Source organism: Caulobacter sp. 602-1, from assembly GCF_003931565.1.
Taxonomy (GTDB): Bacteria; Pseudomonadota; Alphaproteobacteria; order Caulobacterales; family Caulobacteraceae; genus Caulobacter.
Genome location: NZ_RRYI01000004.1, coordinates 373,277 through 390,470, shown reverse-complemented (window position 1 = coordinate 390,470; position 17,194 = coordinate 373,277). Strand labels below are relative to the sequence as shown.

Genomic DNA, 17,194 nt, shown 5'->3' with positions numbered 1-17,194 from the left:
GAGACACGGGCTCGGTGGAGACGATCGAAGGCCTGCGCCTCGGCCAAGTCGCCGCGGCTCGGAGCGTCGCCGACCGACCCACTTTTCGCGGCTGTTTTCGGAAGGCCGTCGAGGGCCCCCTCGGCCACGGCGGCGGACTGTCCCCTCAACGGAAGAAAACTCGATGAACCATGAAAGCCAAAACGCCTCGCGGCGCGGCGTCATGACCGCTGGCTTGGCCGCGGCCGCCGCGATCGCCGCCGCGCCGGTCCAGGGCGCAGCTCAGACCACCCCCTCCTCCTCCCACAGCAAGTCAGGAACCACGACCATGGGCAGCAACTTCGTCACCGCCAAGGACGGCGTCCATATCTTCTACAAGGATTGGGGCCCCAAGGACGCCCAGCCGATCGTGTTCCACCATGGCTGGCCGCTCTCGGCCGACGACTGGGACAACCAGATGCTGTTCTTCCTGTCCCAGGGCTACCGCGTCATCGCCCATGACCGCCGCGGGCATGGTCGTTCGAGCCAGACGGACACGGGCAACGACATGGACACCTACGCCGCCGACCTGGCGGTGCTGACCACCCACCTGGACCTGAAGAACGCCATTCACGTCGGCCACTCCACCGGCGGCGGCGAGGCGGCGCACTATGTCGCCCGCTACGGCGGCGCCGGCCGAGTGGCCAAGGTGGTGCTGATCGGTGCGGTGCCGCCGATCATGGTCAAGACGCCGGCCAATCCGGGCGGCATGCCGATCGAGGCGTTCGACGGGCTCCGCAGCGCCCTGGCCGCCAATCGCGCCGAGTTCTACCGCGACCTGGCCTCGGGGCCCTTCTACGGCTTCAATCGCCCCGGCGTGAAGCTCCGTCAGGCGGTGGTCGACAACTGGTGGCGCCAGGCGATGATGGGCGGCGCCAAGCCGCAGTACGACTGCATCGCCGCCTTCTCGGCCACGGACTTCACCAACGACCTGAAGACCATCGACGCGCCGGTCCTGCTGATGCACGGCGACGACGACCAGATCGTGCCGATCGCCGACGCCGCTCTGATCGGCATCAAGCTGCTGAAGAAGGGCACGCTGAAGGTCTACAAGGGCTTGCCGCACGGCATGGCCACGACCCACGCCGACATCATCAACGCCGACCTGCTGGCCTACATCAAGGCCTAGCGACGTTCGCGCGGAGGCGCTCGCCTGCCGGCGGGCGCCTCCCCAGCGCCGAAGCCGCCAAGCTGTTCAAGCGCTGCAGCGCCCACGGCTAGACGCACGATCGCAAGACCTATGCCCTGGTATGGCGCGTCCTATGCCTCGGCCCAAATCGACCCTACGGCCTATCGCCTCCTAGGTTTCGACGCCGCGTTTGAGCGGCCTCGAGAAGGATAGGTACATGACCGTAGGCAATATCTCGCCCGTGCTGGGAACGGGCTCAGCAGACCTGGTTCCGTCGCGTTATGCGGTGCGGATTGGTGAGATCGACGTCCTGGTGATCAGCGACGGGATCCTGCCGATCGCGACCGAGGTGATGTCCAGCAATGTCGATCCCGCCGAACGCAAGGCATGGTTCAACGACATGTTCCTGGGTCCGGACGCGTTCGACTGGCCCCTCAACGTGGTGGTGATCCGCGCCGGCGACCAGACCATCCTCGTGGACGCGGGCCTCGGCGGGCAATTCGACGGCTTCCCCCGGGCGGGCCAGTTTCCGCAGCGCCTGAAGGCCGCCGGCATCGACCTGGCCTCGCTGACCGACATCGTGATCACCCACATGCACATGGATCACGTCGGCGGCCTCCTGATCGACGAGGTGAAGGCGCAACTTCGCCCCGACGTGCGGATCCACGTCGCCGCCGCCGAGCTCGAGTTCTGGAAAGCGCCCGACTTCTCCCGGACGGCCATGCCGCCGCCGATCCCGGACGTCCTGCGCGCGACGGCCCAGCAGTTCGCCGCGCAGTTCGCCGACAAGATCCAGACGTTCGTGGACGAGAAGGAGATCGCGCCGGGCGTGGTCGCCCGGCGCATCGGTGGGCATACGCCTGGTCACAGCGTGGTGCGCGTTACGTCCGGCGACGACCAGCTGACGTTCGCGGGCGACGCCCTCTTCCCGGTCGCCTTCGATCACCCCGATTGGCAGAATGGCTTCGAGCATGACCCGGAGGAGGCCACCCGCGTGCGCCTGCGCCTCATGAAGGACGCGGCGGCCAGCAGCGAAATCGTGGTGGCCTCGCACCTGCCGTTCCCGTCCGTCGGCCGGATCGCGCTCAACGGCGATCGCTTCCGCTGGGTCGCGGCGGTCTGGGATTACTGATGGCCTGATCGACTAGGCGCTGGCCGGGGGCGGATCAACGATCCGCCCTTGGCGGCGCGACCTCGACGCGGACCCACAAACGGAGGGGTCAAACCCCGCCCTGCTAGAGGCCACGAACCCGCGGCCAGTCGCCCCAGAGCTCCGTCGAATCCCGTTCGGACGCGGCCGGCTTCGCCTGGATTACGATCCTACGGCGTGCGCCTCCAGCGCCATGAGCGCCGGGTCGCCAACGGCGGCTGACCGCCGCCGAGGCGCCACTTATCTGAGGGGGCCTAGTGGCGGGTGGTCGGCACCGGATCGCAATCGGCCGGGAAGGTCAGCCGGGCGCCCTCGCCATGCGGCCCCATCGACCATTCGATCCGGCCATGCAGCAGGCTCACGAGATTGATGACCCGGCAGAGACCGGAGCCCCAGCCCCAGCCGCGGCCGACGCGAACCACTTCACAGAAGACCTCTCCGTCGGCGACGCCGACGCGGATCACGATCTGGCGCCCCTCTCCCCGCGGCGCGTGCGAGGTCGCGCTGCCGACGAGCTCGGCCACAATGAGGCTGACCAGCCAGCAACGCCGCGCATCGATCGCGACGGGATCGCACACCAGGCCCAGGCGGATTCCATAGCGTTGGAGCTTGGCGTGAGTGAGCGCGGCGCACAGCGCCTCGAGGTTATCGGACAAGTCGATCGTTTGGCCCCATGCGGGCACTTCGAGCGCGTGCTGAAGCCGGGCTTGGTCGCGCAGGTGATCAGCCGCGTCGTTCAGCGCCTGCCGAGCCGCGCCGGTCGGCTCGCCGGCGGCGGCCAGCCGGAGCATCGCCACCGCCGCCGTGATCTCGCCGATCATGCGCTTCGACAGAGCGGCGAAGAGGTCGATCCGCGGGTCGGCGCCGGCGTCATAGGCCAGGCTGTGGTCTCGGGGCATGAGCTGGCTCCTGAAGTCCGCGTCAGAGTGCGCCAGCCCCGTCCCAGAAGATTGTCGGATCAGATCGCCTTCACATGCCGGATATGCCTCCCCGCCGCTACCAGCGGCGGGATCGTTCCAGTCGACCCACGGCGGCCGGCGATCAGGCCGAGGCGCCGCCATCGATGGTCAGGCTGGCGCCGGTGATGAAACCCGCCTCTTCGCCCGCGAGGTAGGAGACCAGGCCCGCGATCTCGCCCGGGCGACCCAGGCGTCCAAGCGGGATCAAGGGCAGGATCATCTCGTGGCTTCCCTCGGTCAGGTCCGTTGCCGTGGGACCTGGCTGGATGTTGTTGACGGTGATGCCACGGGGCCCCAGGTCGATCGCCGCGCCCCGGACGAGCGCCGCCACGGCGGCCTTGGTCATGGCGTAGACGCTGGCTTGTGGGAAACCGACCCGCATGGCGATGTTACTGCCGATCGTGATGATCCGCCCGCCGGCCGTCATGCGCGGCGCGGCATGGCGCAGGGCCGCGAACACGCCGCGCACGTTCACCGCCAGGACGCGGTCGAAGTCTTCGAGAGAGACCTGGTCGATCGGCGCGTTGCGCAGAATCCCGGCATTGACCACCAGGATGTCGAGTCGGCCGAAGATGGCGATGGCCGCCTCAATCGCCGCCGCCACCTGATCGACATCCCCGCTGTCGGCCTCGAGCGCAACAGCCTCACAGCCGGCTCCCTTCAACCGCGCCTCCAGGGTCTGCGCCGGCTCAGATGAGGCGGCGTAGGTGAAGGCCACCGTAGCGCCGTCCATCGCCAGCCGCTCGACGATCGCCGCGCCGATTCCGCGCGAACCACCCAGCACCACGGCGACCTTCCCGTCATGCACACCTTCGAAATCCATCAGAACCTCACTGTTACTTGGGTTGGCCGTGGCGCACGCCGTCGGCCAGATGGGCCACGCGGCGGTCGGGCAAGATCCACATCGCCGCGACGAGGGCGTAGAGCGCCAGGGAGATGACCGGCGCGAAGAACGCGATCGCGACGCCGGCGGCATAGGCGGCGATCGATAGATCGGTCTTGCGATCCCCGTTCAGGGCTTCGGCCAGCGCCGATTGCCGACCTTCGCGACGAACCAGGCTCGCAGCGAAGATCCGGAAGCCGAAACCAGTCATCGAAAGCGAGAGGCCGTAGACCGCGACTGGTCCGCGCGCGAAATGGCTTTGCTCCATCCAGGCCGTGGCGAACGGGATCAGCGACATCCAGAAGAGCAGGTGCGAATTGGCCCACATCACCGATCCGCTGATGCCGCTCACCGCGCGCATGATGTGGTGGTGGTTGTTCCAGTAGATGCCGATGTAGATGAAGCTCAGCGCATAGCCGAAGAGTGTCGGCAGCAGCGGCTTGAGCGCCGATAGCTCCGGGCCTTGAGGCGGCCGTAGCTCCAGCACCATGATCGTGATGATGATGGCGATCACGCCATCGCTGAAAGCTTCAAGGCGGGCCTTGGGCATTCGCGTCTCCATCGTCCAAGGCCTGAACTTGGGAAGAGGAGCTACGACGCGGCCGGGCGGTAGCACAGATGGCCTTTAGGCCGAGCGATCCTGACCTTTGGTATGCCTTGGCCACACCCTAGCGCCGCAATGACCGGGGCTGTACCATGAGCCATGCCCGCTCGTTCGCGTCCGACCGCCCGCCTCCTGACCCCTGCCGGCTGGACTAGCCTGCTGTTGCTGGGCGGCGTGCTCGCCGCTCTGGCGGCCCTGACGCTGTTGTACGCCTGACGTCGCCGGGCGTTGGGAAGCCTTTCTCATGGACGATCGCGGTCACGGGCGCGCTTGAACCGAATGCGGTGAGAGGTCGCTTTGCAGGCCCGGCCTGCCATGGGGCGCTAAAGCCTCGCGACGTCGAGGATCGCCTGTACGAAAGCCATCGGAGCCTCCTGCGGCAAGTTGTGGCCGACACCGCCCGTGACCAAGCGGTGGGCGTAGGGGCCGTCGAACTTCCCGGCGTATGCTAGGGGCATCGGGTGGGGCGCGCCGTTGGCGTCGCCTTCCAAAGTGATGGCCGGAATGGTGATCGGCGGACTGGCGGCCAGCTGCGCCTCCAGCGCATCGTACTTGCTCTCGCCGTCGGCCAGACCAAGGCGCCAACGGTAGTTATGGATGACGATGTCGACGTGGTCGGGATTGGCGAAGGACTTGGCCGTCCGGGCGAAGGTCGCATCATCGAATGCCCATTTCGGCGAGGCGAGGGTCCAGATCAGCCGGTTGAACGCCTCGGTGTTGGCGGCGTAGCCGGCCCGACCGCGCTCGGTGGCGAAATAGAATTGGTACCACCACTGCAGCTCAGCGCTCGGCGGCAAAGGGGCGCGACTGGCTTGCTGGCTGCCGATCAGGTAGCCGCTGACGCTGACCAGCGCCTTGCAACGCTCGGGCCAGATCGCGGCCAGGATGTCGGCCGTCCGCGCACCCCAGTCGAAGCCGGCGACGATGGCGCGCTGGATCTGCAAGGCGTCGAGAAAGGCGATCGCGTCCATGGAGAGGGCGGCCTGCTGGCCGTTGCGCGGGGTCCGCGAGGACCGGAAACGCGTCGGACCGTAGCCGCGCAGATATGGAATCACCACCCGATGGCCTGCGGCGGCCAGACGGGGCGCGACCTCGGCGAAAGCGTGGATGTCGTAGGGCCAGCCGTGCAGCAGAAGCACTGCGGGCCCTTCGCTCGGCCCCATCTCGACGTAGGCGACGTCCAGCGGGCCAGCCTCGACTTGCCTGATCGCGCCGAAAGCCGCCGGAACCCGCCTCGCCGCCGGCGCGTGCCTCACAGAGCTGGCGACGGGGAACGCCAGGGGTGTTGCGCCGAGTACTTGGCGCCGGCTTGGACCATCGTCTCGAGCGGCGGGCATGGCTGCTCCCTGGCTTGCGGACCGCCTGGTACGCGATCGGGTTTGGCTACCGGTGCAACCGAATGGTCAGTCTGGCTGCCCAGGCATGAGCTATGCTCCTTCCGCCTCCGAGGCTTGAACATCGATGCTCGTCGCTACGCGGAGATTGATGGCGCGCCAAGGTTGCGGTTCCACAAGCCCCTATCAGTCGCTGAACGAGCGTTGGGCTTGCGCCGCAGAAGTGTTTCAGCACGCAAGCGCCATGAGCCGACATTAGCGCGCCTGCAGAAAGGCGACCTTCAGCCAATTCAAATTGGCGAAGATCCGGACGCTCCCGGAGCGCTAAGGCGTCCAGACCGGCGGAGACCCTATGGCGGTGCGCAGGGCGTAGGTGAAAGCCCGGAACTTGGCTGAAGGCTCAGGCAGCGCCCTGAGCAGGTAGATGCCGCTCGGCCGCGCATTCCAGGGCTCGCCATCCAGCTGAAGCCGCACGAGCTTGCCCTCTCGAACGTCCGGTCCCGCCACCCAGCTGGGCAGGAAGGCCACGCCGGCGCCCTCCCCGGCCGCGAGCCGCAGCGCCTCGAAGTCGTCGGATCGGAAGACGACCTCTCCGCAATCGGGATGGCCAGCCGCACCGCCCAGGAGGTCCGCCCATCCCAGAAGGTCCGCGCCATGCAGCTTGTCGAGCAATCGGTGGCCACGGAGGTCGTCGATGCAACCTGGCGTTCCGTTGCGGGCCAGATAGTCCGGCGCGGCCACCGCCAACCGCATCTGGTCCGCCAGTTTGCTGGCGATCAGGGCGCTATCGGTCAGCTGCCCGATGCGGATGACCGCGTCCAGACGGTCGAGAACGGGATCGGCCAGCCGCTCGGTCAGATCCAACTCGACTTTCAGGCGCGGATGCTCGCGCATCAACGCGCCCGCCACCGGGAGAACGTAGCGCTTGCCGAAGGTCGGAAAACACGCGATCCGCAAGGTTCCGGCCACCGCGCCATCGAAGGCGGCGACCTCGGCATGGACATCCACGAGGTCGTCGACGAGCCTTTGCCCGCGCTCGAACAGCCTCTGGCCCGCGTCCGTCGTGGCCAGGGCGCGCGTCGAACGCACCAGCACACGCACGCCCAGATCGTGCTCCAGCGCATCGATCTGCCGGACGATCGCCGAGGGCGTCACGCCGCGCCGACGGGCCGCGCCCGAAAAGCTTCCGGCCCGGACGACATCGACGAAGACGGCCACGAACTCGGCGAACCTTGGATCCCTCATCTTTGCTCCACAGGCAAAACGGTTACGGCGAATGGCTGCGTTATCACGCGGCGCTCCTGACTTCATGGTCCAGGTCATCGGACGCGGCCTTGTCGCGCCGATCCACTCAAAGCCAGGAGCCGCCATCATGGTCGCCGTTCTCGATCGCATCCTCTCCCAATCGGCCTACAGCCACGACATCGACATCCCGATCAAAAAGATCGACATCGCCGACTGGCTGTTCACCCTGCCCGAGGCGGAATATCAGCGCTGCTGCGCGCCCGACCACATCGCCGCGGGCGTCACCATCACCGACGATGGCCGGCGGATGTCGATCAATGTCGAGCAGATCGGTACGGGCCTGGTGGTTCAGCACTATGTGGCCGACGAGGCCGGTCCGACCTATTGCCGTATGAACTCCATCTCCGACGTCTTCACCGCCAACGGCCGCACCCAAGTCAATGTCGTCTGGGAACTGATCGCCGAGCCGATCGACGACAACCGCACGCGCTACACCAATCGCGTCACCGCCCATCCGACGGACGTCTTCATGGATTTCCTGGCCGAGCACGGCCTGGACTACGAAGCCGCCGCCGCCGCTCGCCAGGCTGCTGGCGGCGATCATAACCGCCGCGAAACGCCGATGTTCGCCGAAAGCATCGCGCGCCGCGCCCTGGCCCGCGCCAGCGGAGCCGTGTCGTGAGGGCGATCGCCTATGATCGCTTCGGCCCGCCGGACGTGCTTCGGCTGGTCGAGGCGCCAACCCCGCAACCCAGGGCCACCGACCTGCTGGTCCGCGTGGCCGCCGCGGGCGTCAATCGCGCCGACCTGATGCAGCGTACGGGCTTCTACGGCGACCGGAGCTTTGGCGAGAGCCCTTTGCTCGGCCTCGAGCTGGCTGGCGAAGTGGTGTCGGTCGGCGCCGAGGTCACGGGCTTCGCCATTGGCGACCGCGTGATGGCGATCGTCGGCGGCGGCGCCTATGCAGAGTTGGCCCGCGTCGATCACGGCATGGCGGTCAAGGTTCCGGAAGGCCTGCCGCCGACGCAGGCGGCGGGCGTCATGGAAGCCTTCGTCACAGCCTGGGAGGCCGTGGCGCATCTGGCCGGGGTACGAGCGGGCGACCGCGTTCTCATCCATGCCGCAGCCGGCGGCATCGGCTCGGCGGCGGTGCAGATCGCCAAGGCCCTGGGCGCTACGGTCTACGGGACGGCGTCGGCCGAACGAGCGAGCGATGTACGCGGCCTAGGCGCCGATGAGGTCATTGACTATCGCAACCACGACTTCGAGACGGCGCTAAACCAGATCACGCAGGGTGCGGGCGTTCATGTCGTAATCGATTTCGTCGGTGGCGATTATCTGGCGCGCAATCTCCGCAGCCTGGCGCCCGGCGGCGTCCTGGTGCAGGTCGGCGTGCTCAGCGGCGACGCCGACGCCACCATCCCGCTCGACTTGCTGCTGCATAATCATCTGCGCCTCTTCGGCACGGTGATGAAGTCGCGAACCTCGGCGGAAAAGCGCGCAATGGTCGCGCGTTTCGCCGCCAACGCCTTGCCGCTGCTTGCGACCGGCGACCTGAAGCCGGTGATCGATCAAGCGCTGCCGCTGGCCCGCGCCGCAGACGCCCACCGGCGGCTCGAACGTGGCGGCGGATTCGGAAAGATCATCCTCGAGGTTGGCTCCGGCTGATGGGGCCGGCCAGCGCCAAAACCTGCCGGGGACTTCAAGGTAAGAGGCGGCTGTTCGACAATCTGCACGATTGGCCGACGGGTGTCGGCTCGAACGTCTGACGCCACCATGTCATCGCTGTCGGCTGACGTAGCTTGGCCAAATCGAACGCCAGCGCCTGGGCGGACCCATTCACCGCGGTGCTCCAGAGTGCGATTATCACGCTTACCCAGGCGGGCCGAAGCGGGCTAGAGCCGTCCGATGCCCTCCCCCGCCGTCCTCGCCGCCACCCTCATTGTCTGTACCGCGCCGACGGTTCACGACGGCGACACGCTTCGCTGCGGCCCCGAACGGGTGCGGCTCTTTGGCGTCGACGCGCCCGAGGTGCGTCGCGGCCAGACCCCGGCCGAGCCTTTCGCCTACGAGGCCCGTGACGCGTTGATCCAACTGACCCGCGGCCGCGTGGCCTGCCGTTTCGTCGAGCGCGACCGCTACGGCCGGTTCGTCGGCAAATGCTGGTCCAGCGCCAGCCCAGACGTCAACGCCGCGCTCATCCGATCCGGGTTCGCCACGGAGTATCGGCGCTACAGCAAGGGCGCATACGCCAAGGCCGAGGAGGAGGCCAAGGCGACGGGTCGCGGCCAATGGGCGGACGGCGTCCCCTCCACCCGGAAATAGAGGAGACAAGGCCAAGCGCTTGGGTCAGGCCGGCCCTTACGTAGGGCGCTTTCGCCCCCGCACGAACCCGCGGTCGCTGGCCATGAAGCGGGACAACATCGGCGCGATCAGCTTAACCGGCTCGGCTGGCTTAGCGCCGCTCTCTGCGGCCAGGGCCTTGGCATAGTCGACGAGATCACGATGGATCGCTGCTGGCAGGTCGACGGTGACTTTGACCGGCGTGTCGTCCTCCAGCGGTCCAAGCTTCAGTTTGCTCATGGGCGCGCCTCCTCGCCATAGGGTTCGAGCACTAGGTCACGCGACAGCAAGACGCGCAGGGGCGCGCCTGGTCGGATCGTCAGGGTCGGGGTCAGGGACAGGCTGCGCCCCACGGCCTGCTGGCCGACGTCGCTGATCGACTGGCTGGCGCCGCGACGGATCGCCCGCTCCAAGTCATCGCCGCCGCTCGACTGGCCGGCCTCCGCGCCGATCGCCAGCACCGTGCTGAGCGCGGCGGCGGCGAGCACCGCCTTGCCGTGCCGATCGACGCCGTCCTCCAGTCCGGCCATGCCCTGGGCGTCCGCCGCCGGCAGCTTGTCGAGAATGATCGAGCGGCCCGTCGGCAGGATCAGACGCGTCCAGACCACCGACAGACGGCTCTGGCCGACGCGGGTGGCGGCCTCATACTGCCCGATCAGTCGGGACCCGGCCGGGATCAGACGCACATGGCGGCCCAAACTGTCGAAGACATCCTGACTGACCTGGGCGATAGCCAAGCCCGCCGCATCCGATCGAATTCCGGTCACCAGCGCCGCCGGAATGATCGATCCGGCCTGCAGCAGATAGGGCGAGGCCGGCGGCTGCAGCCGCTCGGGGCTGGTCGCCCGCTCGTCGGCGATGCTGGCGACTGCCACGCCCGTCGAAGTGGCGGGCGACGTCTGCTCACCGCCCTTCACCGTCGCCGCCGCGAACAGACCGGCTTTGCGCGCCGCCTGACGGGCCTGGACCGCCGGGTCCACCGCCACGGGCCTCTCGACCGGACGCGGGGTCACTGGCGGCGGCAAAGAGGTCGCCTGCTCCGACGGCGCGGCTGTAGCGTCAAGCCCGCGAGCGCGCTGGGCGCTGAGCATGGGCCGGCCAAGATCGCCCGGCAGCGGCGGCCCCAGCACCGGAACCTGCCGACGTTGCAGGTAGTCGCGCGGCAAGCCGGTGACCGCTTCGGGCGGCGAGGCGGCAGGCTGGAACACCGGCTGGGCGGCGGAACGCTCCTTTTCGCGCAGCGACCACGCCACGGCGGCGGCCACGCCGATCGCCACAACGCTAGCGGTGATGATCAGGGCCTTGCGCGAGACGCGCGCCACGGGCTTGGCCGCGCCTCGCAGGCGCAAACTCTTGGCGATGGCCTGCTGTTCTTGATCGACAGGCGGGGTCATTGGCCGACCTCCCGCCCAGACGCCGTTCGCTCGATGCGGATGCGGCGTTCCCATCGTTTCAGGCCAAAGCGCAGCTCGGCGCGGTCGAACAGCCGATCGACCACCAGCCGACGACCTTCGAGGCGATAGTTGATCAGTTCCGAGGTCTTGCCGTCGGGTCCCAGACCGTAGAGCGGCGGCAGGTCGGACAGGGCGATCGCGGGACCAAACTCGACATAGGTCCGTGCGCCGTCGTCATAGACCCGCGCTGGCCGCCAGCGCGCCTCGCCCGTGATGCGATAGCCGAGATTGAACGTCACCGGCGCTGGCGGAGCCGGCGGTGACACCAAGACGACCGGCTTGACCGGGACCGTCGACGCCAGGTTCGGCGCTTGCGGATACCGCCAGGCCACCTGCGAAAGATAGGCGCGCGGCGAGGCGCGCATCGACAGGTGATAGCTGCGCCGACTGGTGTTGATGATCAGGTTGGTCGAAAGGCCCGCCTCAACGGGCTTGACCAGGACATGGACGCGGCGGCTCTCCCCCTCCCCGCTCGTGGTGTCGCCGATCACCCAGCGGGCGGTGTCGCCGGCGGCGATCGGATTGGTCTCGACCAGGGCTTCGCCCGGCTCCAGGACGATGTCGGTGATCCGGCCTGGCGCGGCGACCAGCTCGAACACCCCGCGCTCGACGAAGAGATACTCCGTGGCCGCCACCGCCTGCACAGTCCGGTCGGCGGCCTTGTGGGCCGGCGCCGCCAAGCCGGCCGCCGGCGTCGCGAGCCCCGCCAGCGCGATCATCAGCATCGAGCGGGTCATGCGCCGTACTCCCGGGACCACGAAATCGCCCGCACGAAGATCCCGAACGGGTTCTTGACGAAGGCCTCCGGCGAGGTCGGCGCGGCGATCACCAGGGTCAGGATGGCGCTCCAACGCTGGGTCGAGACCAGCTGGCCATCGACATAGCGCCGCTCCGTCCAGGCCAGGCGGAAGCTGTCGGGCGAGGCGCGCACGACATTGGTGACGTCGACGGAGACCTGCGCCTTGCCGACCTCTACGAAGGGATCAGCGCCCCGCGCATAGTCCGACAGGGCCGCCGCGCCCGCCGCGTCGGTGAAGTCGTAGGCGCGCCGCCAGTTCTGGCCCAGCACCACCGGGTCGGCCGGCAGGGCGCGGGTGTTCTCGATGAAGCGCGACAGGGTCCAGGCAATGACCGGATCGGGCGGACGATAGCCGCGAACCGCAGGGCCGACCGCGAGGGTCTGGCCGAGGCGATCGACCTCGACGACCCACGGCGTGACCGTGCCGCGCGCGGCCTGCCAGATCATGCCGCCGGACTGGACGATGTTGCTGGCCAGCAGGCCCAGGGCGATCAGCCGCCAGTTGGCGGCCTGGACCCGGGCCGAACCGATGCGCTGGTCCCAGGCCTGGCCGGCGCGCTGGTAAGGGGTTTCAGGGACGGGGGTCGCGCCCAGGCGCGAGGGACCCTTGAAGGGGTTCATCAGCTTTGCTCCGAGAGAGAGGGACTGGCGCCGCCGCTGTGGTCGTCGCCGCTGGCCAGGCCGTGGGCGGCCAGGCTCGCGCCATGGGCCAGGGCCTGCTGTTGCTTGAGATCGCGCGCCCAGGCCGGCGCCTCGGCGGCCGGGGCCTCGCCCGCGCCGGACGACGCGGCGCCCGCGCCGGGCTCGCCGCCGCCCGAGGTCGCGGGCCTGCTGGGCGCGGCTCCGCCGGCCGGCTGCGCCGACCCGCCGCCCGATCCAGGACCCGGGCCAGGTCCTCCGCCGGCGCCGCTGGGAGCCGGCGTATCGGGACCCGGCCGCGGTCCGCCGGAGCCGCCGGCGGTCGAAGCCGCCGCGGCCAAGCCCGCCCCGCCGCGCGCGGCCATCTGCGCCGCGCCCGCCCCGACCATGGCCATGCCCGCCACGGTCAGGCCCGTGCCGACCGCCGCTCCGGCGCCCAGTTGCGGCGCGCCCGACACCAAGCCCGAGGCGATGCCCGGCCCGAAGATCGACAGGCCCAGGAGCGTCAGGGCCGCCAAGGCCATGGCCAGGACCTCTTCCAGGGTCGGCTGACCGGAGGCGGCGCTGTTGAATTCCGAAAACAGCGTCGAGCCGATCCCGACGATCACCGCCAGGACCATCACCTTGACGCCGGAGGCGATAACCGCGCCGAGAACACGCTCGGCCAGGAACGCGGTGCGGCCAAAAAGGCCGAACGGGACGAGGACGAAGCCGGCCAGGGTGGCCAACTTGAACTCTATGAGGACCACGAAAATTTGCACCGCGATCACGAAGAAGGCGACGATGACGAGCAGGGCCACGGCCAGCAGGATCACGATCTGGACGATGTTTTCGAAGAAGCCGGGAAAGCCGCCCAGCTCGCTGGCCGCCTGCAGGATCGGCTTGCACGACGAGATCCCCAGGGCCGCCAGCTTGCCGGGCCGCAGGAAGTCGTCGGCCGAAATTCCCGCGCCCGAGGCCTTCAGGCCTAGACCCGAAAAGCTCTTCAGAACGATCAGGCTGAGCGCGTGGAAGTTGCCGATCAGGAAGGCGAAAAAACCGACATAGAGCGTCTTCTTGACCAGGCGCGCGGTGACGTCGTCCTGGGCCCAGGCCCAGAACAGCGCCGCCAGGGTCATGTCGATGGCCACCAGGGTGGTGGACAGGAACGCCACCTCCCCGCCCAGCAGGCCAAACCCGCTGTCGATGTGCTGGGTGTAGACGTCCAGCATCCGGTCGATGACGCCGGTGTCGCTCATGACGCCGGCCGCCTGAAGAAGTGCTCCCGGGCCGCGGCCCAGGCTGCGCGGCAGGCTTCATCGCCCTCCCCCGCCGTCCTGCAGCGCGCAAGCTCGCTCTGGGCCCCGGCCGACCTTGTCGGCGCTGGGGTCACAATTGGCGCTTGGGACGCCCTGCCCGCCAAGACAGCGGCCCCAAGCAAGATGATCAGCGCGGTCCCCCAGACGAGGGCCCGAAAGCCGGCGGACTGTTTCATGGCTGGGGCGCGGCTCCCATGAACTTGGAGAAGCGGGCCTTGGCGTCGGCGCGCGCGGCGGCGCGATCGGCCGCCTCCAGGGCCTGCGCCCGGCCATTGGCCACCACCACGGCGGTCAGGGCCGAGAGCTGTTGGGCCTGCAAGGCCAGGAGTTGGTTGCCGGCCTGGGCCGCCTGCAGCGCGCCGCTGGCGCCCTGGCTGGCCGACACCAGGCTCTGCATCTCGCCACGGCTGGTCTCAAGACCGCCGACCACACCGGCCTGGACCTTCAAGGCGTCCTCGAACCCGGCCACCGAGGTGGTCCAGCGGGCCTCGGCCCGGGCGGTCAGGTCGGCATCCGTGGCGAGAAGATCGGCCACGTCATAGTGGCGATGAAAGGCGTCCTGGATGTCCTGGACATTGTAGGCCAGGGCCCGGGCCTCGCCGAGCAGCGCCTGGGTCTCGGCGACCTGCTGCTGCAACGCCGACAGCGACGAATACGGCAAGCTGGCCAGATTGCGCGCCTGGCCGATCAGCATCTGAGCTTGGTTCTGCAAGCTGCTGATCTGGTTGTTGATCTGCTGCAAGGCTCGCGCCGCCTGCAGCACGTTCTGAGCGTAGTTGCTGGGATCGTAGACGGCGACCTGGGCCACGGCCGTGGTGACCAAGGCCGGCGTGGCCGCCAGGGCGACCGCGCCGCACAGCAGCGCCGCCATGCGGCGACGGGAGAGGCGTCGGGAAACACTCATCGCGAGGACTCCGGGAGTGTGATGGACGGCAGGAGGTCGGCGGCCCAGAAGAGGCCCCGATGGCGCAGCCAGCCGGCGGCGAAGTCCTCGGGACCCTGGGCCGCGAGGACGGCGGCGATGTCGGCCTGGTCGGCTTTCGAGGAGGCCGCGCAGAAGGCCAGAGCGACGGGCCCCAGGCCCAGGTCGAACAGGCGCTCGCCCGCCCGGGACTGGACGTAGTAGTCGCGCTTGGGCGCGGAGCGGCTGAGGATCTCGACCTGGCGGGCGCTGAGCCCGAAGCGGGCGTAGATCGCCGCGCTCTGCGGCTCCAGGGCGCGCGGGTTGGGCAGGAAGATCCGCGTCGGGCAGCTCTCGACGATCACCGGGGCGATCGGGCTGGCGTCGATGTCGGTCAGCGACTGGGTGGCGAACACCACCGAGGCGTTCTTCTTGCGCAGGGTCTTGAGCCATTCGCGCAGCTGGGCGCCAAAGGCCGGGTCATCGAGCGCCAGCCAGCCCTCGTCGATCAGGATCAGGGTCGGCCGACCGTCCAGCTCAAGTTCGACGCGATGAAAGAGATAGGCCAGCACCGCCGGTGCGGCGGCCGTGCCCAGCAGCCCCTCTGTCTCGAACGCCTGGATGGCGCCGGCGGCCAGGGCTTCGTGGTCGGCGTCGAGCAGTCGCCCCCAGGGCCCGGCCAGGGTGTAGGGCGTCAGGGCGCTCTTCAGGTCCAGGGTCGGCAGCAGGGCCGCAAGCCCCGTCAAGGTCCGCTCATCGACCGGGGCGGAGGCCAGGCTGGCCAAGGCCGACCAGATGTGGTCGCGCACCGTCGGGGTGACCGGCACGCCCTGCGCCGAGAGCAGGACCGCGATCCACTCGGCGGCCCAGACCCGCTCGGCCGGATCGTCCACGCCCGCCAGAGGCTGCAAGGCCACCGCCGGACGCTCGGCGTCGAGCAGCACGCCGCCCAGGTCATGAAAGACCCCGCCCATGCCCAGGGCCGCGGCCCGGATCGAGCCGCCGAAGTCGAAGGCGACGATCCGCGCGCCCGCATAGCGCCGAAACTGCAGGGTCAGCAGCGCCAGGAGCACGCTCTTGCCCGCCCCCGTCGGCCCGACCACCAGGGCGTGGCCGACATCGCCGACGTGCAGCGAAAGCCGAAACGGCGTCGAGCCCTCGGTCTTGGCCATCAGCAGCGGCGGACCGCCCAGGTGTGGGTTGGAGGACGGCCCGGCCCAGACGGCCGACAGCGGCGCGATATGGGCCAGGTTCAGGGTCGACAGCGGCGGCTGGCGGACATTGGCGTAGGTCTGGCCTGGCAGCGTTCCGAGCCACGCCTCGACCGCGTTGATCCGCTCCTTGATGATCGTGAAATCCCGGCCGGCGATGACCTTCTCGGCCAGGGCCAGCTTGGCGTCGGCGCGGTCGGGATCCTCGTCCCAGACCACGAGGCTGGCGGTGACATAGGCATAGGCCACGGCGTCGCCGCCGAGGTCCTGCAGCGCCTGGTCGGCCTCATCGGCCTTGTTGACGGCGTCGTTGTCGACCAGGGCCGAGGGCTGCTGGGACAGGGCCTCCTGCAAGAGGACACCGATCGACTTGCGCTTGGCGAACCATTGGCGCCGGATCTTGCCGATCAGGCGGTTGGCGTCGGCCTTGTCCAGGCACAGGGCGCGGGTCGACCAGCGATAGGCGAAGGCCAAGCGGTTAAGCTCATCGAGGACGCCCGGCACGGTCTGGCTGGGAAAGCCGACGATGGTGAGGACACGCAGATGCGCATCGCCGACCCGTGGCTCCAGCCCACCGTCCAGCGGCTGCGTCGCCAGCAGGACGTCCAGATGCATGGGCGTCTCAGGCACGCGCACGCCTTGGCGCTGGGTGGTCACCGCCCCGTGCAGAAAGCCCAAGGTGGCCGCGTCTGACAGCCAGGCCGCCTCGCGGGTCAACCCCTGGATCAAGGCCAGCAGGCGATCGGACCGGTCGATGAAGCCGGCCAGTTGAGCGCGCCAGTCGATGTCGGCGCGAGCGCGTCCCTCGACGAAGAGGTTCTCCATCCGCCCCGTCCGCTCGGCCGGCGGCAGATAGACGAGCGTCAGGAAGTAGCGGCTCTCGAAATGCGCCCCCTCCTCCAAAAAGGCCTGGCGGCGCTCGATATCGACCAGGGCCGAGACCGGGTCGGGGAAGATGCTGTCCGGGTAGGCCATGGCCGGGTCGCGGCGGGCCTCGATAAAGATCGCCCAACCCGAACCCAGCCGACGCAAGGCGTTGTTCAGCCGCGCGGCGACGGCGGCGACCTCGGCGTCGCCGACGGAGTCGAGGTCAGGACCCCGGAAGCCAGCCGTGCGCTGGAAGGCGCCGTCCTTGTTGAGCACCACGCCCGGCGCGACCAGGGCCGCCCAGGGCAGGTAGTCACAGAGGCGCTTGGGCCGGCGGGCATATTCGCGAAGGTCCAGCAT

18 protein-coding genes are annotated in these 17,194 nt (G+C 69.0%); 5 read left to right on the top strand and 13 right to left on the bottom strand.

Annotated features, from left to right (window positions below; all coding sequences use genetic code 11):
• Nucleotides 1-307 precede the first annotated feature (307 nt).
• Nucleotides 308-1,147 carry an alpha/beta fold hydrolase gene (locus tag EIK80_RS14375; RefSeq protein ID WP_233586676.1) on the top strand — a complete coding sequence of 280 codons (840 nt, stop codon included), beginning with the start codon at nucleotides 308-310 and terminating at the stop codon, nucleotides 1,145-1,147.
• Nucleotides 1,148-1,364: 217 nt separating this feature from the next.
• Nucleotides 1,365-2,279, top strand: a complete 915-nt coding sequence (locus EIK80_RS14370; protein ID WP_125157683.1) for an MBL fold metallo-hydrolase — start codon at nucleotides 1,365-1,367, stop codon at nucleotides 2,277-2,279.
• 272 nt (nucleotides 2,280-2,551) lie between these two features.
• Here the strand turns inward: EIK80_RS14370 and EIK80_RS14365 are convergent, their stop codons facing one another.
• The 5 genes from EIK80_RS14365 to EIK80_RS14345 form a co-directional block, all read right to left on the bottom strand.
• A complete protein-coding gene (locus tag EIK80_RS14365; protein WP_125157682.1) occupies nucleotides 2,552-3,196 on the bottom strand; it encodes a hypothetical protein in 645 nt (214 codons plus the stop codon).
• Between the two features lie 142 nt (nucleotides 3,197-3,338).
• The gene (locus tag EIK80_RS14360; RefSeq protein WP_125157681.1) at nucleotides 3,339-4,079 is read right to left on the bottom strand and encodes a 3-oxoacyl-ACP reductase family protein; all 741 of its coding nucleotides are present in this window, start codon (nucleotides 4,077-4,079) and stop codon (nucleotides 3,339-3,341) included.
• A gap of 13 nt (nucleotides 4,080-4,092) precedes the next feature.
• Nucleotides 4,093-4,689, bottom strand: a complete 597-nt coding sequence (locus tag EIK80_RS14355) for a TMEM175 family protein (protein ID WP_125157680.1) — start codon at nucleotides 4,687-4,689, stop codon at nucleotides 4,093-4,095.
• A 377-nt stretch (nucleotides 4,690-5,066) separates the two neighbouring features.
• Nucleotides 5,067-5,882, bottom strand: a complete 816-nt coding sequence (locus tag EIK80_RS14350) for an alpha/beta fold hydrolase (RefSeq protein ID WP_233586630.1) — start codon at nucleotides 5,880-5,882, stop codon at nucleotides 5,067-5,069.
• A 519-nt stretch (nucleotides 5,883-6,401) separates the two neighbouring features.
• Nucleotides 6,402-7,322: a LysR family transcriptional regulator gene (locus tag EIK80_RS14345; RefSeq protein WP_125157678.1), complete on the bottom strand. Its 921-nt coding sequence runs from the start codon at nucleotides 7,320-7,322 to the stop codon at nucleotides 6,402-6,404.
• Between the two features lie 127 nt (nucleotides 7,323-7,449).
• On the opposite strand from EIK80_RS14345, the gene EIK80_RS14340 reads away from it, so the two are divergent.
• The 3 genes from EIK80_RS14340 (at nucleotide 7,450) to EIK80_RS14330 (ending at nucleotide 9,647) form a co-directional block, all read left to right on the top strand.
• Nucleotides 7,450-8,004 (top strand): hypothetical protein, encoded by a 555-nt coding sequence (locus EIK80_RS14340; protein ID WP_125157677.1) that lies wholly within the window; start codon nucleotides 7,450-7,452, stop codon nucleotides 8,002-8,004.
• The gene (locus tag EIK80_RS14335; RefSeq protein WP_125157676.1) at nucleotides 8,001-8,990 is read left to right on the top strand and encodes an NAD(P)H-quinone oxidoreductase; all 990 of its coding nucleotides are present in this window, start codon (nucleotides 8,001-8,003) and stop codon (nucleotides 8,988-8,990) included. Before EIK80_RS14340 ends, EIK80_RS14335 begins: the two co-directional genes overlap by 4 nt.
• Before the next feature lie 240 nt (nucleotides 8,991-9,230).
• The gene (locus tag EIK80_RS14330) at nucleotides 9,231-9,647 is read left to right on the top strand and encodes a thermonuclease family protein (protein ID WP_125157675.1); all 417 of its coding nucleotides are present in this window, start codon (nucleotides 9,231-9,233) and stop codon (nucleotides 9,645-9,647) included.
• Between the two features lie 36 nt (nucleotides 9,648-9,683).
• On the opposite strand, the gene EIK80_RS14325 is transcribed toward EIK80_RS14330, so the two are convergent.
• Genes EIK80_RS14325 through trbE form a run of 8 tightly spaced genes read right to left on the bottom strand, consistent with a single transcriptional unit; the run spans nucleotide 9,684 to nucleotide 17,194 of the window.
• On the bottom strand, nucleotides 9,684-9,905 hold the full coding sequence (locus tag EIK80_RS14325; RefSeq protein WP_125157674.1) for a DUF2274 domain-containing protein: 222 nt from the start codon (nucleotides 9,903-9,905) through the stop codon (nucleotides 9,684-9,686).
• Complete coding sequence (locus tag EIK80_RS14320; RefSeq protein WP_125157673.1) at nucleotides 9,902-11,059, bottom strand: TrbI/VirB10 family protein; 1,158 nt, start codon at nucleotides 11,057-11,059, stop codon at nucleotides 9,902-9,904. Before EIK80_RS14320 ends, EIK80_RS14325 begins: the two co-directional genes overlap by 4 nt.
• Nucleotides 11,056-11,856 carry a P-type conjugative transfer protein TrbG gene (trbG, locus tag EIK80_RS14315; protein WP_125157672.1) on the bottom strand — a complete coding sequence of 267 codons (801 nt, stop codon included), beginning with the start codon at nucleotides 11,854-11,856 and terminating at the stop codon, nucleotides 11,056-11,058. The genes EIK80_RS14320 and trbG overlap by 4 nt, the downstream gene beginning before the upstream one ends.
• On the bottom strand, nucleotides 11,853-12,539 hold the full coding sequence (trbF, locus tag EIK80_RS14310) for a conjugal transfer protein TrbF (protein WP_125157671.1): 687 nt from the start codon (nucleotides 12,537-12,539) through the stop codon (nucleotides 11,853-11,855). Before trbF ends, trbG begins: the two co-directional genes overlap by 4 nt.
• Nucleotides 12,539-13,795 carry a P-type conjugative transfer protein TrbL gene (gene trbL / locus EIK80_RS14305; RefSeq protein WP_125157670.1) on the bottom strand — a complete coding sequence of 419 codons (1,257 nt, stop codon included), beginning with the start codon at nucleotides 13,793-13,795 and terminating at the stop codon, nucleotides 12,539-12,541. Before trbL ends, trbF begins: the two co-directional genes overlap by 1 nt.
• Nucleotides 13,792-14,031 (bottom strand): putative entry exclusion protein TrbK-alt, encoded by a 240-nt coding sequence (gene trbK-alt, locus EIK80_RS14300; RefSeq protein ID WP_125157669.1) that lies wholly within the window; start codon nucleotides 14,029-14,031, stop codon nucleotides 13,792-13,794. The genes trbL and trbK-alt overlap by 4 nt, the downstream gene beginning before the upstream one ends.
• Complete coding sequence (gene trbJ / locus EIK80_RS14295; RefSeq protein ID WP_125157668.1) at nucleotides 14,028-14,759, bottom strand: P-type conjugative transfer protein TrbJ; 732 nt, start codon at nucleotides 14,757-14,759, stop codon at nucleotides 14,028-14,030. The genes trbK-alt and trbJ overlap by 4 nt, the downstream gene beginning before the upstream one ends.
• Nucleotides 14,756-17,194 carry a conjugal transfer protein TrbE gene (gene trbE / locus EIK80_RS14290; RefSeq protein ID WP_125157667.1) on the bottom strand — a complete coding sequence of 813 codons (2,439 nt, stop codon included), beginning with the start codon at nucleotides 17,192-17,194 and terminating at the stop codon, nucleotides 14,756-14,758. The genes trbJ and trbE overlap by 4 nt, the downstream gene beginning before the upstream one ends.

Bases quoted from the DNA above. Each gene is read 5' to 3' on its own strand.
- EIK80_RS14375 (WP_233586676.1), top strand. From the start codon at position 308: ATGGGCAGCAACTTCGTCACCGCCAAGGACGGCGTCCATATCTTCTAC.
- EIK80_RS14370 (WP_125157683.1), top strand. From the start codon at position 1,365: ATGACCGTAGGCAATATCTCGCCCGTGCTGGGAACGGGCTCAGCAGAC.
- EIK80_RS14365 (WP_125157682.1), bottom strand. From the start codon at position 3,196: ATGCCCCGAGACCACAGCCTGGCCTATGACGCCGGCGCCGACCCGCGG.
- EIK80_RS14360 (WP_125157681.1), bottom strand. From the start codon at position 4,079: ATGGATTTCGAAGGTGTGCATGACGGGAAGGTCGCCGTGGTGCTGGGT.
- EIK80_RS14355 (WP_125157680.1), bottom strand. From the start codon at position 4,689: ATGCCCAAGGCCCGCCTTGAAGCTTTCAGCGATGGCGTGATCGCCATC.
- EIK80_RS14345 (WP_125157678.1), bottom strand. From the start codon at position 7,322: ATGAGGGATCCAAGGTTCGCCGAGTTCGTGGCCGTCTTCGTCGATGTC.
- EIK80_RS14340 (WP_125157677.1), top strand. From the start codon at position 7,450: ATGGTCGCCGTTCTCGATCGCATCCTCTCCCAATCGGCCTACAGCCAC.
- EIK80_RS14330 (WP_125157675.1), top strand. From the start codon at position 9,231: ATGCCCTCCCCCGCCGTCCTCGCCGCCACCCTCATTGTCTGTACCGCG.
- EIK80_RS14325 (WP_125157674.1), bottom strand. From the start codon at position 9,905: ATGAGCAAACTGAAGCTTGGACCGCTGGAGGACGACACGCCGGTCAAA.
- EIK80_RS14320 (WP_125157673.1), bottom strand. From the start codon at position 11,059: ATGACCCCGCCTGTCGATCAAGAACAGCAGGCCATCGCCAAGAGTTTG.
- trbG (WP_125157672.1), bottom strand. From the start codon at position 11,856: ATGACCCGCTCGATGCTGATGATCGCGCTGGCGGGGCTCGCGACGCCG.
- trbF (WP_125157671.1), bottom strand. From the start codon at position 12,539: ATGAACCCCTTCAAGGGTCCCTCGCGCCTGGGCGCGACCCCCGTCCCT.
- trbL (WP_125157670.1), bottom strand. From the start codon at position 13,795: ATGAGCGACACCGGCGTCATCGACCGGATGCTGGACGTCTACACCCAG.
- trbK-alt (WP_125157669.1), bottom strand. From the start codon at position 14,031: ATGAAACAGTCCGCCGGCTTTCGGGCCCTCGTCTGGGGGACCGCGCTG.
- trbJ (WP_125157668.1), bottom strand. From the start codon at position 14,759: ATGAGTGTTTCCCGACGCCTCTCCCGTCGCCGCATGGCGGCGCTGCTG.
- trbE (WP_125157667.1), bottom strand. From the start codon at position 17,194: ATGCTGGACCTTCGCGAATATGCCCGCCGGCCCAAGCGCCTCTGTGAC.